General features: G+C 39.2%; 19 protein-coding genes. 17 read left to right on the plus strand and 2 right to left on the minus strand.

Annotated elements, in window-relative coordinates:
• The 4 genes from HMPREF2805_RS10030 to rpsD form a co-directional block, all read left to right on the plus strand.
• Positions 1 to 1137 (plus strand): SSURE domain-containing protein (locus tag HMPREF2805_RS10030; protein WP_148131648.1); only part of this gene is annotated, 1137 nt, incomplete at its 5' end.
• Between the two features lie 123 nt (positions 1138 to 1260).
• Complete coding sequence (locus HMPREF2805_RS10035; protein WP_075232389.1) at positions 1261 to 1959, plus strand: response regulator transcription factor; 699 nt, start codon at positions 1261 to 1263, stop codon at positions 1957 to 1959.
• Positions 1956 to 3008 (plus strand): sensor histidine kinase, encoded by a 1053-nt coding sequence (locus tag HMPREF2805_RS10040; protein WP_075232390.1) that lies wholly within the window; start codon positions 1956 to 1958, stop codon positions 3006 to 3008. Before HMPREF2805_RS10035 ends, HMPREF2805_RS10040 begins: the two co-directional genes overlap by 4 nt.
• Before the next feature lie 194 nt (positions 3009 to 3202).
• Complete coding sequence (gene rpsD / locus HMPREF2805_RS10045; RefSeq protein ID WP_008810013.1) at positions 3203 to 3814, plus strand: 30S ribosomal protein S4; 612 nt, start codon at positions 3203 to 3205, stop codon at positions 3812 to 3814.
• 156 nt (positions 3815 to 3970) lie between these two features.
• Here rpsD and HMPREF2805_RS10050 read toward each other — a convergent pair whose 3' ends face one another.
• Together HMPREF2805_RS10050 and HMPREF2805_RS10055 are read right to left on the minus strand one after the other, a co-directional pair.
• Positions 3971 to 5134, minus strand: coding sequence for a tyrosine-type recombinase/integrase (locus tag HMPREF2805_RS10050; protein WP_075232391.1), 1164 nt, complete (start codon positions 5132 to 5134; stop codon positions 3971 to 3973).
• 163 nt (positions 5135 to 5297) lie between these two features.
• A complete protein-coding gene (locus HMPREF2805_RS10055; RefSeq protein ID WP_075232392.1) occupies positions 5298 to 5801 on the minus strand; it encodes a helix-turn-helix domain-containing protein in 504 nt (167 codons plus the stop codon).
• Positions 5802 to 5956: 155 nt separating this feature from the next.
• Between HMPREF2805_RS10055 and HMPREF2805_RS10060 the strand changes: the two genes are divergently transcribed.
• From HMPREF2805_RS10060 to HMPREF2805_RS10115, 13 genes are all read left to right on the plus strand, one after another.
• The gene (locus HMPREF2805_RS10060; protein WP_075232393.1) at positions 5957 to 6145 is read left to right on the plus strand and encodes a helix-turn-helix domain-containing protein; all 189 of its coding nucleotides are present in this window, start codon (positions 5957 to 5959) and stop codon (positions 6143 to 6145) included.
• A gap of 314 nt (positions 6146 to 6459) precedes the next feature.
• Positions 6460 to 6969 (plus strand): hypothetical protein, encoded by a 510-nt coding sequence (locus HMPREF2805_RS10065; RefSeq protein ID WP_075232394.1) that lies wholly within the window; start codon positions 6460 to 6462, stop codon positions 6967 to 6969.
• A 1-nt stretch (position 6970) separates the two neighbouring features.
• Complete coding sequence (locus HMPREF2805_RS10070) at positions 6971 to 7174, plus strand: hypothetical protein (protein ID WP_075232395.1); 204 nt, start codon at positions 6971 to 6973, stop codon at positions 7172 to 7174.
• 14 nt (positions 7175 to 7188) lie between these two features.
• The gene (locus HMPREF2805_RS10075) at positions 7189 to 7455 is read left to right on the plus strand and encodes a hypothetical protein (RefSeq protein WP_075232396.1); all 267 of its coding nucleotides are present in this window, start codon (positions 7189 to 7191) and stop codon (positions 7453 to 7455) included.
• A 10-nt stretch (positions 7456 to 7465) separates the two neighbouring features.
• A complete protein-coding gene (locus HMPREF2805_RS10080; RefSeq protein WP_075232397.1) occupies positions 7466 to 7651 on the plus strand; it encodes a BOW99_gp33 family protein in 186 nt (61 codons plus the stop codon).
• Positions 7638 to 8459: a DnaD domain-containing protein gene (locus tag HMPREF2805_RS10085; RefSeq protein ID WP_075232398.1), complete on the plus strand. Its 822-nt coding sequence runs from the start codon at positions 7638 to 7640 to the stop codon at positions 8457 to 8459. The genes HMPREF2805_RS10080 and HMPREF2805_RS10085 overlap by 14 nt, the downstream gene beginning before the upstream one ends.
• A gap of 11 nt (positions 8460 to 8470) precedes the next feature.
• Positions 8471 to 9310 (plus strand): DnaA ATPase domain-containing protein, encoded by an 840-nt coding sequence (locus tag HMPREF2805_RS10090; RefSeq protein WP_075232399.1) that lies wholly within the window; start codon positions 8471 to 8473, stop codon positions 9308 to 9310.
• A 144-nt stretch (positions 9311 to 9454) separates the two neighbouring features.
• Positions 9455 to 9610, plus strand: coding sequence for a hypothetical protein (locus HMPREF2805_RS11350; protein WP_186822569.1), 156 nt, complete (start codon positions 9455 to 9457; stop codon positions 9608 to 9610).
• 200 nt (positions 9611 to 9810) lie between these two features.
• Complete coding sequence (locus tag HMPREF2805_RS10095) at positions 9811 to 10431, plus strand: hypothetical protein (protein ID WP_075232400.1); 621 nt, start codon at positions 9811 to 9813, stop codon at positions 10429 to 10431.
• Between the two features lie 623 nt (positions 10432 to 11054).
• Entirely contained in the window at positions 11055 to 11474 is a 420-nt protein-coding gene (locus HMPREF2805_RS10100) for a DUF1492 domain-containing protein (protein WP_075232401.1), read from the plus strand.
• A 549-nt stretch (positions 11475 to 12023) separates the two neighbouring features.
• Positions 12024 to 12260 (plus strand): hypothetical protein, encoded by a 237-nt coding sequence (locus HMPREF2805_RS10105; protein WP_075232402.1) that lies wholly within the window; start codon positions 12024 to 12026, stop codon positions 12258 to 12260.
• Positions 12261 to 12409: 149 nt separating this feature from the next.
• Entirely contained in the window at positions 12410 to 12631 is a 222-nt protein-coding gene (locus HMPREF2805_RS10110) for a hypothetical protein (protein WP_083301323.1), read from the plus strand.
• A gap of 64 nt (positions 12632 to 12695) precedes the next feature.
• A complete protein-coding gene (locus HMPREF2805_RS10115; protein WP_148131645.1) occupies positions 12696 to 12953 on the plus strand; it encodes a hypothetical protein in 258 nt (85 codons plus the stop codon).
• Positions 12954 to 13353 lie beyond the last annotated feature (400 nt).

A 13353-nucleotide genomic window follows, 5' to 3' on the forward strand; every position in this document is an offset into this window, starting at 1 on the left:
CCAGGTCCATTCACAGCCGGTGTTAACCAAGTTATCCCATATGAATTCTTCGCTGGTGACGGTATGTTGACTCGCCTTATCTTGAAAGCCTCAGACAAGGCCCCATGGTCAGACAACGGTTCAGCTAAAAATCCAGCTCTCCCACCAGTAGAGAAATTGGGCAAAGGTCTTTACTTCTACGAAGTGGACTTGGCAGGTACTCAAGGTAAATCAGATAAAGAGCTGCTTGACCTTTTGAAACAAAATGGTACGAAAAGCTACAAGGCAACCATCAAGGTGTACGGTGCCAAAGATGGCAAAGCTGATTTGAGCAACCTCGTAGCAACTAAAGAATTGACAGTGAACTTGAATGGCTTGACTACTCCAGCTGAAGTGCAAAAGGGCGTGGCTGACAATACCAAAGACACAGTAGATGTTCCAGCTACATACTTGGACAAAGCTAATTTCCCAGGTCCATTCACAGCCGGTGTTAACCAAGTCATTCCATATGAATTCTTCGCCGGTGACGGTATGTTGACACGCCTTATCTTGAAAGCCTCAGACAAGGCTCCATGGTCAGACAATGGTTCGGCTAAAAATCCAGCTCTCCCACCAGTAGAGAAATTGGGCAAAGGTCTTTACTTCTATGAAGTAGATTTGGCAGGAACTCAAGGTAAATCTGATAAAGACTTACTTGATCTCTTGAAACAAAATGGAACTCACAGCTACAAGGCAACTATCAAGGTTTATGGTGCGAAGGACGGCAAGGCAGACTTGAGCAACCTTGTAGCGACTAAGGATTTGACTGTTAATTTGAATGGGTATAAGTCTCTCAATCCGATGAAATCTCAAATGCCAGCTGCTAGCCAGGATAAGATGATGCCTAAAAAAGAGCAGGACAAAACCATGAATGCTAGCCAGCCTATGGCAACGCCAAGCATGAAACAAGATCAAGCTTCAGCAGCCTCAAGCAAAATGGCATCTAATAACAAGGTATCAAGTTCAATGATGGCTAATCAAATGAAAGACCAAAAAGACATGCTTCCATATACTGGTGAAGCCCAAACATCAATGGCTACTCTTGGATTCTTTGGATTAGCTTTGGCCGGCCTGCTAGGTGGACTCGGTTTGAAAGCTAAAAAAGAAGAAAATGACTAGTCTAGCTACAGACTTTCTATCTAGGATATGAAAAATCTAGATATCGTTTAGAATGTTCGTAAAGAGATTAAAATAGTGTTATACTATTGTGGTATAGCACTGTTTTTTTCAAAGGAGAGACAGATGGGAAAGACAATTTTACTCGTTGACGACGAGGTAGAAATCACAGATATTCATCAACGTTATCTGGTTCAGGCAGGATATCAGGTTTTGGTGGCCCATGATGGAGTAGAGGCCTTAGAAATCTTCAAGAGAAAACCAATTGATTTGATTATTACAGATATCATGATGCCTCGGATGGATGGTTATGATTTGATTAGTGAGGTTCAGTATCAATCTCCAGATCAGCCTTTTCTCTTTATCACGGCTAAGACTAGCGAGCAGGACAAGATTTATGGCCTGAGCTTAGGGGCAGATGACTTTATTGCCAAGCCCTTTAGCCCTCGTGAACTGGTTTTGCGTGTCCACAATATCTTGCGTCGCCTTCATCGTGGAGGTGAGACAGAAGTCGTCAGTCTCGGGGATTTACGGATGAATCACGGTAGTCATGAGGTCCAAGTCGGAGATGTGGCGCTTGATTTGACAGTCAAATCCTTCGAACTTCTATGGCTTCTAGCTAGCAATCCAGAGCGCGTTTTTTCTAAGACAGACCTCTATGAAAAGGTCTGGCAAGAGGCCTATGTGGATGATACTAATACCTTGAATGTTCATATTCATGCTCTTCGACAGGAGTTGGCTAAACATGCTAGCGCAGAAACGCCTACTATAAAAACTGTCTGGGGTTTGGGCTACAAAATTGAGAAAGCACGAGGTAATCAATGAAATTAAAAAGTTATATTTTAGTGGGGTATATCATTTCAACACTCCTAACGATTATCGTGGTTTTTTGGGCCATCCAGCGAATGCTAATTGAAGAAAGAGAGATTTATTTCCTAGTGGGTATGACTTTCGTGGCTAGTTTTGTTGGTGCTGGGATTAGTCTCTTTCTTCTGTCGCCAGTCTTTACATCATTGGCTAAACTTAAGGAACATGCCAAGCGGGTAGCGGACAAGGACTTTCCATCAAATCTGGAGGTTCAAGGGCCTGTAGAATTTCAGCAATTAGGCCAAGCCTTCAATGAAATGTCCCATGATTTGCAGGCGACCTTTGATTCCTTGGAAGAAAGCGAGCGAGAAAAGGGCTTGATGATTGCCCAGCTATCGCATGATATCAAGACCCCCATCACTTCGATCCAAGCGACGGTAGAAGGGATTTTGGATGGGGTTATCAAAGAAGGAGAACAGGACCATTATCTAGCAACCATTGGACGCCAGACTGAAAGACTCAATAAACTGGTTGAGGAGTTGAATTTTTTGACCCTAAACACAGCTAGAAATCAGGTCGAAACGACCAGCAAAGACAGTATTTTTCTGGACCAGCTCTTGATTGAGTGCATGAGTGAATTTCAGTTCTTGATTGAGCAGGAGGAACGAGATGTTCATTTGCAGGTAATCCCAGAGTCTGCCCGGATTGAAGGAGATTATGCCAAACTTTCTCGTATCTTGGTGAATCTGGTCAATAACGCTTTTAAATACTCAGCTCCAGAAACCAAGCTGGAAGTGGTGGCTAAGCTGGGAAATAACCAGCTTTCAATCAGTGTGACCGATGAGGGACAGGGGATTGCCCCAGAGGATTTAGAGAATATTTTCAAACGCCTTTATCGTGTAGAGACTTCGCGTAACATGAAAACAGGTGGTCATGGCTTAGGGCTTGCGATTGCGCGTGAATTGGCCCATCAATTGGGTGGAGAAATCACAGTCAGCAGCCAGTACGGCCTCGGAAGCACCTTTACTCTCGTTCTCCATCTCTCTGGCAGTGAAAATAAAGCTTAAACCCCCTTTACAAATCTAACCATTCGTGGTACAATATCCATTGTGTGAAATATCAGCAGGAAAGCATGAAGCTCGTCAACAGATGTCTTCTGATAAGTAACCTTGGCTGTTTAGGCGAAGGGCATCTGCACGAATCAGGGCTTTCTAAGTGACTATTTCCACCGAATTATTATTTATATCAGGAGGACATACACATGTCACGTTATACAGGACCATCTTGGAAACAAGCTCGTCGCCTTGGCCTTTCACTTACAGGTACAGGTAAAGAATTGGCACGTCGTAACTACGTACCAGGACAACACGGACCAAACAACCGTTCTAAATTGTCAGAATACGGTTTGCAATTGGCTGAAAAACAAAAACTTCGCTTCACTTACGGTGTAGGTGAAAAACAATTCCGTAACTTGTTCGTACAAGCTACTAAGATTAAAGAAGGAATCCTTGGTTTCAACTTCATGCTCCTTTTGGAACGTCGTTTGGATAACGTTGTTTACCGTCTTGGCCTTGCAACTACACGTCGTCAAGCACGTCAATTCGTAAACCACGGTCACATTCTTGTTGACGGAAAACGCGTTGATATCCCATCATACCGCGTGACTCCAGGTCAAGTGATCTCAGTTCGTGAAAAATCATTGAAAGTTCCAGCAATCCTTGAAGCAGTAGAAGCTACTCTTGGACGTCCAGCGTTCGTATCATTCGACGCTGAAAAATTGGAAGGTTCATTGACTCGCTTGCCAGAACGCGATGAAATCAACCCAGAAATCAACGAAGCACTTGTCGTTGAATTCTACAACAAAATGTTGTAATATTTTATTGAATAAGATAGGCTTTGGAGCCTTGATATTAAGCACTTTGGGGCGCTTTCCCTTAGTGCTTTTTTTGTTTTTACTACCCTTTTAGTTACCCATAACTAATTTTAGGTATAGTAATAGGGTAGCCCCAAAATGGGGCACCCTTGTTATTTATAAATTGCTGATAGCTGCCTCAAAGATTGAGACAGCTTTTTTAGCTCCCTCTTTGGTAGCATGGACATAAGTATTCAAGGTCATTGAGATATTAGAGTGGCCTAGCCTATACTGTAGATCTTTCGCCTCTATGCCAGCGTATAGCATGATTGTAGCGTGAGTATGTCGGAAACCATGGAAACTAATATCAGGAACGCCGGCAGCTTTAAAGTGACCTTGTAGCCTCTTTCTAAGTAAGCAAGCGTAGGCGTATTTTGTGGTAAAAGGAGTAAAGACAATACTCTCAGACCGTCCTAGTTGCCATGACTGGACTTGTTGACGTTTTTTATATTGCTTGAGCAGGGAAACTGTAGCCTTGTCAATGTCAATTTTTCTCAGACCTGCTTTAGATTTAGGCGTGTTTGTTTCCTGGTATCTATTCAGAGTCTTAGAAATGCTGATAACGCCTTTTTTAAGGTCAATATCAGACCACTCAAGAGCTAAAGCCTCTCCTATACGGCAACCAGTAGCGAGTAAGGTTTTATAAAGGACGTAGTCAAAGAAATTTTCATAACTAGACTGATCCAAATCTTCCAGGTAGTCTAAAAACTGTTTTAGTTCCTGATTGCTGAAAAATTTGACCTTATGCTCTTTATTTTGTTGCTTACGTGGGATAATGACATCCCTAGCTGGGTTATGCTGGATCACTTGCATAGTTACTCCATACTGGAGAATACGGCGGTTTATATTGTTTAGAAAGCTATAGTTTGCATACGCCCCTTTTTCGCCCTTATTGGCCTTGTCAGCCCACTTGTTGACTTGCTGCTGAATGATAGGAGTAGTGAGCTTGTCTAGCTTGTAATCTCCGAATACAGGCAAAATATGAAGCCTTACGATCCCCTCCATGGATTGCTGGGAGTTAGGTTTGATTGTATTCTTGTAACTCTCCCACCATAGAGCGACTAACTCCCTATAGGTTGTAATGGTTGGTTTTTCTTTTACGCTATATCCGTTAGCTGCAAAAGCATTGACGGCCTCCCTGGCTTTGATTTTAACTCCTTTTTTAGTGTTGGCCGTGACTGTTGTCCTAGCCTTTTTCCCTGTAAGTTTATCAACGCCTAAATAAACACTTGCACGGTAAACTGTAGCACCGTTTTTCTTTTTGTATTCTGTAATATTCATAGTCATACCTTTCTAACATCAGTAAGCAAGTATGGGATTTAGTTAAGTATTTATGAATATTGTCTTTATATGGTTCTGAGAGCTACGAGAATAGCCCTATTTTCGTTTATTTTAGGTGTGATGGTATTTGTGTATAGCTGAGCTATAAAATCGCTTAGGGGGGTTATTTCGTTAAAGAGTTTTCAACGCGCTCCAGGTCGTCCAAGAAGTCAAGGAGAGCAAGTGATATATGGTTCATTTCAGAGGCATATGAGCCAGGTTTAACCCTATCATATTTGGATAGTCGGCTATAAATATTTTCTACAAATTCAATAGCTATTAGTGTGTCAGTTTTTATTTTTTTTACTTCTTCAATATCTTTCAAAAAATTAAGGTTTTTTTGTAAATATGGGGAGCTCCTGGAGTCAAATACTTTTTGTTCCCCATCGGTTCCAGTCATAATGAGTTCGATATCATCTTTATAGCCTAAAAGGTAACCAACAGGAACATCAAAAAAATAGGCAATATATTTCCAAACCCTCTCATCTCTAGGCGAACGTTTACCGTTTTCGTAGTAGGATAGCTGGCTGTCGCTTATTGTGACTCCGTATAGTTCATTAAGTTTTTGGCTTAATTTTTTTAGTGATATTCCGCTTTGTTTTCGCAGTTGTTTTAATCTGTTTTTCATACTCTAACTACCTTTCAAAAACGATTATAACACAAAACGATAGCAATAAGCAAAAAAATTATCAAATTGACAATAAAAACGCTTGACATTGTCAAAAAGATAGTATAAACTAAATTTACTATCAGATTGATAGTAAAAAATTAAGGAGGTAACCTATGCTAATCAGTGTAGAAATAGCTGAAAAAGTACGAGCAAAAAGAGGAAAACGGGATTTAACCAAAAGTCAGACAGCTTTAGCGCTTGGAATTGCTAGAACAACATTAAGCAAAGTTGAGAGCGGGAACTACAATGCTCCCAAGCGTATCTATGAGGCAGTTATGAGCTGGCTAGTAGAAGATTTATAAGATTTCTTACTACCTTTCACTTATAGAAATCTAAGCAACAAAAAAAGCCTAAACCGACGACCAAATCAGCAAGGCTTTTCACTCAAACAACTAAAACCAAAATAGCAAGTATGGGATTTAGTTAGGTATTTATTTAATTATATCACAAAATAGTGATTTGTGCCCAAACGAGAGAGCACTAACTCTTTAAACTGGTTCTTTCTCACGCTTTCAAATATTGGCGAGTCTGAGCGTGAGGATATGAGCAATTACAGGAAAGACATTAACAAGCCCATCAGGGCAATTACACAAACATAGAAACAGAGGTAAAAAACATGTTAGCAGATAAATTAGAAGCTATTTCAACAGATTTAGAAGAAATACAAGGAAGTCTTACGGGGGTTAGAAATATCATAGCTAAAAGAGCAATCAGTAGGGTATTGAATGACTTGGATGATGTCTACAATGAACTGACCAGCACAGAATACCATGAACAACAGCAAACGCTTAAGGAACAGACGGAAAGGATGAAACAGAGAGTAGTTGCTGAAGTAATAGGAGAACTAGAGCAAAAAGAACGGTCATTTTATGGAAATTATTGGGGTAACACTGATTTTATAAAACGAGTTTCTAGATTTGATGGATTTCTTTTCTTAAACGCTTATCTAGCGGAAATAACTAAAGAGAATGACTATCCTATGGATCAAAGTCAATTATTAAATTATGTATGGGAACTTTTGGCAGTTGATATTGCCAAGAAAAAACGAGGTAAAAAGAATCTCTTGGACTTATGGACAAGTTCGATTGAGTACACCCGTGGCATGATGATTCATGAGGAGGGTTAACATGAACGAATTAGATTTAACCAATACACAATCGGTAATCTTCATGGTGGTACTGGTTGGCTGGCTACTTTATCTAAACCACCGAGACCGCCAAAAAAGCGCCCAAAGGGAGCGAGAAAACCAACAGATGATAGAAACACCAAGAGAGGAATTAAACCCTTGCTATGGGCGTTATATTCAGCTTGCAGGCAAGCGGAACAATTAGAAAAGGGGTGTAATATGCAACTATTATCAAGAGAGGCAGAACTTGAGCTACTGGAGAAAGTGGGAGATCACTTAGAGAAAAGGCTTGAGCTTGAAAAGCAGCATAATGACGGCTGGGACTTAATTGCTAGAGCCGATCTACTAAATAAGCTAGGGATCAGTGGCACAACGTTGAATAATTGGGAAAAACACGGCTTAAAACCTTATCAGTCGCCTTTTGAGAACAGTAAGAAGATTTATTACCGCAAGACCGATATATACAATTTTCTTGCAGTAGATTAGGGGGGGAATAATGACAAAGAAAAAAGAACAATGGACACCCACCATCACAAATCTACGCAAGGTAATTGTGGACGGTGTGGAGCAATGGGTGGAATTTGAAACAGAGGGCTATGTCATTCCTGCTGGTCACTCTTATTATGACATCATCAGGGGAATTAACAAGGAGGTGCAACGGAAGAAAAATGGGAAATCGTAGAATGATAAGTAAGACAGTAACCCAAACTCAGAGATTTTTGCGGCTACCATTAGAGGCACAGGCTCTATATTTTCATTTAATTCAAAACTCAGATGATGATGGAGTAGTAGAGGCTTTCCCTGTTGTTAGAATGATAGGGGTTAGTGAGGATAGCCTAGGACTTTTGATAGTCAAGGATTTTATCAGACCGCTGAATGATGAAATGGTATATTTTATTGTGGATTTTCATGAGCAGAATAAAGTTCGTGCTGATAGAAAGGTCAATTCAGTTTATGCGGATTTACTCAGGGAAGTAGTCCCAGATATTGAACTTACTGAGCCTAGGCAGCGTGTAGATAGGCCTAAAAAACCTCCTGAAAAGGTGGGACAACCAAGGGACAACCAAAGGGCAGACATGGGACAGCAGAATATAAGTCAATATAAGTCAAGTCAAGATAATCTAAGTCAATCTAGGTCAAGTCAGAATGACGAGGATGAGCATGAAAATCCAATCTTTGAAAAATTAAAGTCAGCTTTTGGTCAAATGTCAGTCAATGGGACAATGGTGGAAGAAGTGAGAGACTTGCTAGAGAGCCATGGCCAAGAGTTAGTAATCTATGCTCTTGAGGTAACTATCCTAAACGCTGGTAAGTCAATTAGATATACCAGGTCAATTCTTTCAAATTGGCAAGGGCTGGGACTTAAAACAGTAGAGCAAGTTAAGCAGCATGAAGAACAAAGGCAAAAACTGAAACAGTCATCTAAACAGGCTGAACCTATTAGCCGTGAGGAATGGCTAAAAACACGAACAGAGGAAAACCCATTCTAGGAGGGTGAGCAATGGAAAATAAATTTGAGCAATATAACAACAGAAAAATTAGTGAAAAGGTATGTGAGGTTCATAAGGTCAATTATTGGCAAATATCTACACCTAAAAGGGGCAGTAAGGAACGAAGTATACAAGAGTTTTGTCCTGAATGCACAAAGGAACTAATAGAAAGGCAGGATAGGGAGGGAGTAGATAATAGCTTGAATGCTGAGACATACCTAAAAACCTATAATGTGCTTATGCGGGACAGTACGATCCCTAGAGAGTTAAAAGAGGCTAGCTTTGAGAATTTCATAGCTAAGACAGCCGAGGAAAAGCAATTACTAGAGTTTTCAAAAGGGCAAGTAGAGAAATACTTGGACGGTATGACAGGGAATACCTTGTTTACAGGCTCTACAGGGATTGGAAAGAGTCATTTAAGCGTTGCTATTGCTAAGGCTATAAACGAGGGTTACAAGGCCAAAGGAGAGCCTAAAAGTGTATTGTTTGTCAATCTAACAGAAATCCTTAGACGAGTTCGAGAGAGCTTTAACTCTACTAGCAAAGAGGGGTACTACTCAAGAATGCTGAAAGAGGTTGATTACCTGGTACTTGATGATTTAGGTATAAAATCGGACAACGCTAGTAATAAAGGTAAATCGGTCTGGGAAGAAGAGTTTATTTTTGATATTCTCAGTAACCGAGACAAGACTATTATTACTACAAATCTAAGCAGCTCAGAGATTGCTAGCTTGTATAGTGATCGAGTGGCCAGCCGTGTTAGAACAGGCCTAGAGGGTAACTTTTTCAAGTCATTTACTATCAAGGATAAACGATACTCAATCAGTAGCTTAAAGGCTAAAGTGCACTAAAAAGGGTAGTAAAAAGCGTTGAATAGTTGAAAATATTGCTTATATCAACGCTTTAGGGCTACAAGTACTACAATAAACCAAGTAAAAGAGGCACATAGCATTCTAGGCTATTAAGAATCAAGAAAAAAATGAATGGAGGATCAAATGGATGATTTAGACGGGCTGTTGCAGCAAGGCTTTATTTTGTATCAGAAAAATGGTAAAATAGGTGTAGAAGCTTCCCCGACTTTTGGGAGTGTGACCTTGCATTTTCAAGATGGGAGATTTTCCCATCTGGTGCGAACTGAAACAAAGAAATAGAGTCTATCGGAACAACCGAGGACACTGATTAAGCTACCTGGCTTTTTCGGTGTCCTTTTTGTTTTGGCGCTAGGAGTGAATATGATACAAAAATCCTTATGGATTGATACGAGTAGAAAAAACAGTTTTAAAAACGGGATACCGTAATAGGTGCGGTGCTTTTAGATATAGAAATTAACAAATAGAAAGAGGAATATAGAATGAACAAGAAAACAATTATTACTAAGATGTTAGCGTTGAAAGGGGCAATCGATAACCTTTCAGGAAAAATTGATGAAGTGAATAATAATCAATTTTTGAGCGCTGAAGGCAAAGAGAATGAGCTGGAAGCAATTAAATTCAAATACGATAGTTGGTATGGCGCTTATTATGATGAACTGAAAACAATCGCAGACAATTTACTACCGAAAAAAGAAGCTCAAAGAGCAGAATCAGAAGTAAAACTATTGACTGATCCTGGTTATCAAGCAGCGTTACAAAATACCGTAAAACTTTTTGAGAGTGGGGCGTTAGCTGTATCTACGGGTAAAGCGTTGATAGACCACTACAAAAACGATTATACGGCCTTATCGCTTCTCAGAAATGCCCTGGGGGATATTTTTGGAAATGGCAACCCAAACAGTGCAGAGTTAGCGCAGTATATCCCAGCGGATAATAGCAATCGAACTAAAGACCTACTGAATAAGTTTGCCGGAGCAGTTGATGAACTGAATTATAAGAGATTGATGGAAGATCCTGAGTTTGTAAAACAAAGAGTGGACGGAGCAATCACTTTCTTAGAATCTGATTACCTAGACGACAACATGGACGCAATACTTTAAGCGAGTGTGTAGAGGGGAGAAATCCCCTTTTTGTTAATTAAGTTAGATGATAATTTGTAGTAGTGTGCAATTTACAAAACGAACAAATACTACATATTAGAGGTTTAAATGTTAAAAAAAGCTAGATATATAAAGGTTTTAAGCAAGTAGAGCGTTCCAAAAAAAGGGTGAGGTAAGGGTTAGGTTGTGTATTAAAAAAAGTACAAGGTTAGTACAAGGTAGCATAGTTTAAAAAGGCTAAGGTTAGGCTAAGGTTACATTTTAAAAAACCCTAAGATTACCCTAAGGTCTTGATATTTTTTAGAGTAGTAAAATGTAAAGGTTTTGGCAAGGTACAGCTGCTTTTTAGAACCATAGAACGGTAAGGTTACGGTAAGGTATCGAAGTTTTCCAATGGTAAGGTTTTGGTAAGGTAGTGGCAAAAAATATGCCTGACAAATGGCAGGATTTTATGCGTTGAACTCCGAGCGAACTTCGAGAAAATAGCACTTGAACAGAGAACGAACAAAGAAGATTATATAACTTGAACTTCGAGCGAAGCTAGAGAAAACGAAAAAAAGCCGAGGCATTCACTCTACCCCGACAACGTTTTCAATAATATTATATCATAAAGGAGCTAAGGAATGACACCAGAGCAGATAAAAGAAAAACTAGAGGGCGTTAAGTGGATAAACAAGGAAATAAAAGGCTTATATTTGGAATTGGAAGCCCTGGAGAGTGGTATTATCAAAAAGCCAACACTAAGCCATAGCAGGGTGCAGACAAGCAGAGAGAATAAGGCAGAAAACAACCTTATAAGTGTTCTGAAGCTAAAAGAGGATACACTCCAGAGAATTGAGCGCCTTACTGAGGAAAGGATGGAAATATCTAGGCTGATTGATAAGCTGGCCAATCCGCTTGAGCGTTCTGTCCTAAGACTTTTCTACTTGAATGAGCTCGACGCTTGGCAGGTTGGTGAAGAAATAGATAGATCAAATACTACAGTATACGTTATAAGGCAAAAAGCTATAGAACACTTAGCAAGTGTAGTAAATGCTGGTTGATTTTAGAACCATAGAATGGTGAGGTTTTGGTGAGGTTGTGTATTTAAAAATACTAAGGTTTTACAAAGGTAATGGATAAACTAAAAGCCCTTAGAAACGATTCTAGGGGCTTTTGTGAGATAAAAAAGAAGCATGACTCTCCCACAGCTCTATGACTTTTTGGGCGGGAAAACCATGCTTCTTTCTTGACTTAATTATACATCTTCTTTATTTTAAAATCAAATAGAGGTGTCCCACCTCCTACCGCAGAATAATCTGTTTCAAGGGGAGATGGAAAGCCTCTATTTATTAATTTAATTATAGCCTAAAAAACTTTTAAACACAAGAATATTGTGGAGTAAAGTAAAAGCCAGTTATGGTATAATTAAGGAGAACATTGACTGTATAGCAAAGAGCTTGAACCAAGAGCAGGAGGAGCGCAGAGGGCGCTAGAACGGTCTATCAGACCGAACAGGAAGAAGCTACACGTCGCTCAGAAGTTAGGCAATCAAGAACTAACTTTAGCTCAACGTATCGCAAACGAAGATTTGAAAGGAATTAGGCACAATTATGGCAAATAATTTTTTTAAAACTTTAGAAGACTTCAGAGAAAGCATAGAAAACGGTGAAGAGTTTAATCTGAAACTAAACGGAATTGAGTACTACATTGGGTATTTCGGAGATGATAATGTAATCTCTGAACCTTTTGGTGTCAATGAACAAAAGTTTTCTAGTTTTGACGAATTGTTAGATATTGATTTACACGGAACTACCTTAAGAGATAGCTGGATGCTATTGACTGCATAACTTTGTAGAAAGTCCCATTTTTATGTGATAAAGATGAGGAGATTGACTCAATCGGCTTGGGTGTCGACGGTACTCTTTATGAGTATTTTGAGAATGAAATCCTTAGTATTTCAGTAGGATAGTGCTTAGAACATGTGAGAGGGCTAAGAATGAGTAAACAACTTTGGAACTACCTACGCTCAAGAGTTCAGGTAGTAAATAGTGATGGTGAAATCATAAATGGACTTGTCACTGATTTTATTGACGAAATGGAAAATGATGAGCAAGATGAAATCACTATCCTCATTGACAATCCTAGCCCTGATGAACCATCTGAGATTTCTCTTTTTGAGAGTGAGATTATCTCAATTAAAGCAAAATTTGGTAAATAAAGTGCTCAAGTCCTATAATGATTTCGAAACACTAAATCTAAGATTAAAAAAGGATTTACTAAAATTGAATAAAAGTAAAGAAGTTTTAGAAATGTTTGAACAAGTCCTTGATGAGAAAGTTAGCGTCTGGGATTTCTCTTTTGATTTTGGCGAGTGGTTAGCTTCAACAGAAGGTGATTTGTTGGAAATTGAGAACGAACCATTATTTGACCTGCTGAATGACAATATACCTATGATGTTGGAAGAATTAAAAAGTTATAACCTATCTGATAATCGTGAGTGGCTTGAAAAATATCATGTGAAGATCAAGGGAATGATTTGATTATGGTAAATACAGCACGAAATAAAAAGCACGTTTTACCGTGCTAAATCTTGCTTACTGAACTCATCAATTTAATTCCCCTTTTTGTTACCCTTTGTATTTTCTCTACTTATTTATAATCAATAAACTTTGGTAGAAACAGGGCAAAAAATAGAGCAGGCTTAGGCCTGTTTTTATCTGCCTTTTAATAGGAAGATAACAAAATGCTTTAATTTTAAGAAATATCTTACAGAAAGCCTACAACAGTGGGCTTTTTTCTTTACATGAAAATTAGACTGTGAAAAACTAGTCACCTTTATGTGAATTACAAACTCATAATCAATAACATTACAGACTCAAAAAAACACAAGACAGAAACCAAAGCTCTTCTTTCCCCCTTTCTCTGCTTGTAGTATAGCAG

The sequence above is a fragment of the Streptococcus sp. HMSC034E03 genome (assembly GCF_001811505.1).
Taxonomy (GTDB): domain Bacteria; phylum Bacillota; class Bacilli; order Lactobacillales; family Streptococcaceae; genus Streptococcus.

Coding starts and splice junctions, on each gene's coding strand:
- HMPREF2805_RS10035 (WP_075232389.1), top strand. CDS start 1,261: ATGGGAAAGACAATTTTACTCGTTGACGACGAGGTAGAAATCACAGAT.
- HMPREF2805_RS10040 (WP_075232390.1), top strand. CDS start 1,956: ATGAAATTAAAAAGTTATATTTTAGTGGGGTATATCATTTCAACACTC.
- rpsD (WP_008810013.1), top strand. CDS start 3,203: ATGTCACGTTATACAGGACCATCTTGGAAACAAGCTCGTCGCCTTGGC.
- HMPREF2805_RS10050 (WP_075232391.1), bottom strand. CDS start 5,134: ATGAATATTACAGAATACAAAAAGAAAAACGGTGCTACAGTTTACCGT.
- HMPREF2805_RS10055 (WP_075232392.1), bottom strand. CDS start 5,801: ATGAAAAACAGATTAAAACAACTGCGAAAACAAAGCGGAATATCACTA.
- HMPREF2805_RS10060 (WP_075232393.1), top strand. CDS start 5,957: ATGCTAATCAGTGTAGAAATAGCTGAAAAAGTACGAGCAAAAAGAGGA.
- HMPREF2805_RS10065 (WP_075232394.1), top strand. CDS start 6,460: ATGTTAGCAGATAAATTAGAAGCTATTTCAACAGATTTAGAAGAAATA.
- HMPREF2805_RS10070 (WP_075232395.1), top strand. CDS start 6,971: ATGAACGAATTAGATTTAACCAATACACAATCGGTAATCTTCATGGTG.
- HMPREF2805_RS10075 (WP_075232396.1), top strand. CDS start 7,189: ATGCAACTATTATCAAGAGAGGCAGAACTTGAGCTACTGGAGAAAGTG.
- HMPREF2805_RS10080 (WP_075232397.1), top strand. CDS start 7,466: ATGACAAAGAAAAAAGAACAATGGACACCCACCATCACAAATCTACGC.
- HMPREF2805_RS10085 (WP_075232398.1), top strand. CDS start 7,638: ATGGGAAATCGTAGAATGATAAGTAAGACAGTAACCCAAACTCAGAGA.
- HMPREF2805_RS10090 (WP_075232399.1), top strand. CDS start 8,471: ATGGAAAATAAATTTGAGCAATATAACAACAGAAAAATTAGTGAAAAG.
- HMPREF2805_RS11350 (WP_186822569.1), top strand. CDS start 9,455: ATGGATGATTTAGACGGGCTGTTGCAGCAAGGCTTTATTTTGTATCAG.
- HMPREF2805_RS10095 (WP_075232400.1), top strand. CDS start 9,811: ATGAACAAGAAAACAATTATTACTAAGATGTTAGCGTTGAAAGGGGCA.
- HMPREF2805_RS10100 (WP_075232401.1), top strand. CDS start 11,055: ATGACACCAGAGCAGATAAAAGAAAAACTAGAGGGCGTTAAGTGGATA.
- HMPREF2805_RS10105 (WP_075232402.1), top strand. CDS start 12,024: ATGGCAAATAATTTTTTTAAAACTTTAGAAGACTTCAGAGAAAGCATA.
- HMPREF2805_RS10110 (WP_083301323.1), top strand. CDS start 12,410: ATGAGTAAACAACTTTGGAACTACCTACGCTCAAGAGTTCAGGTAGTA.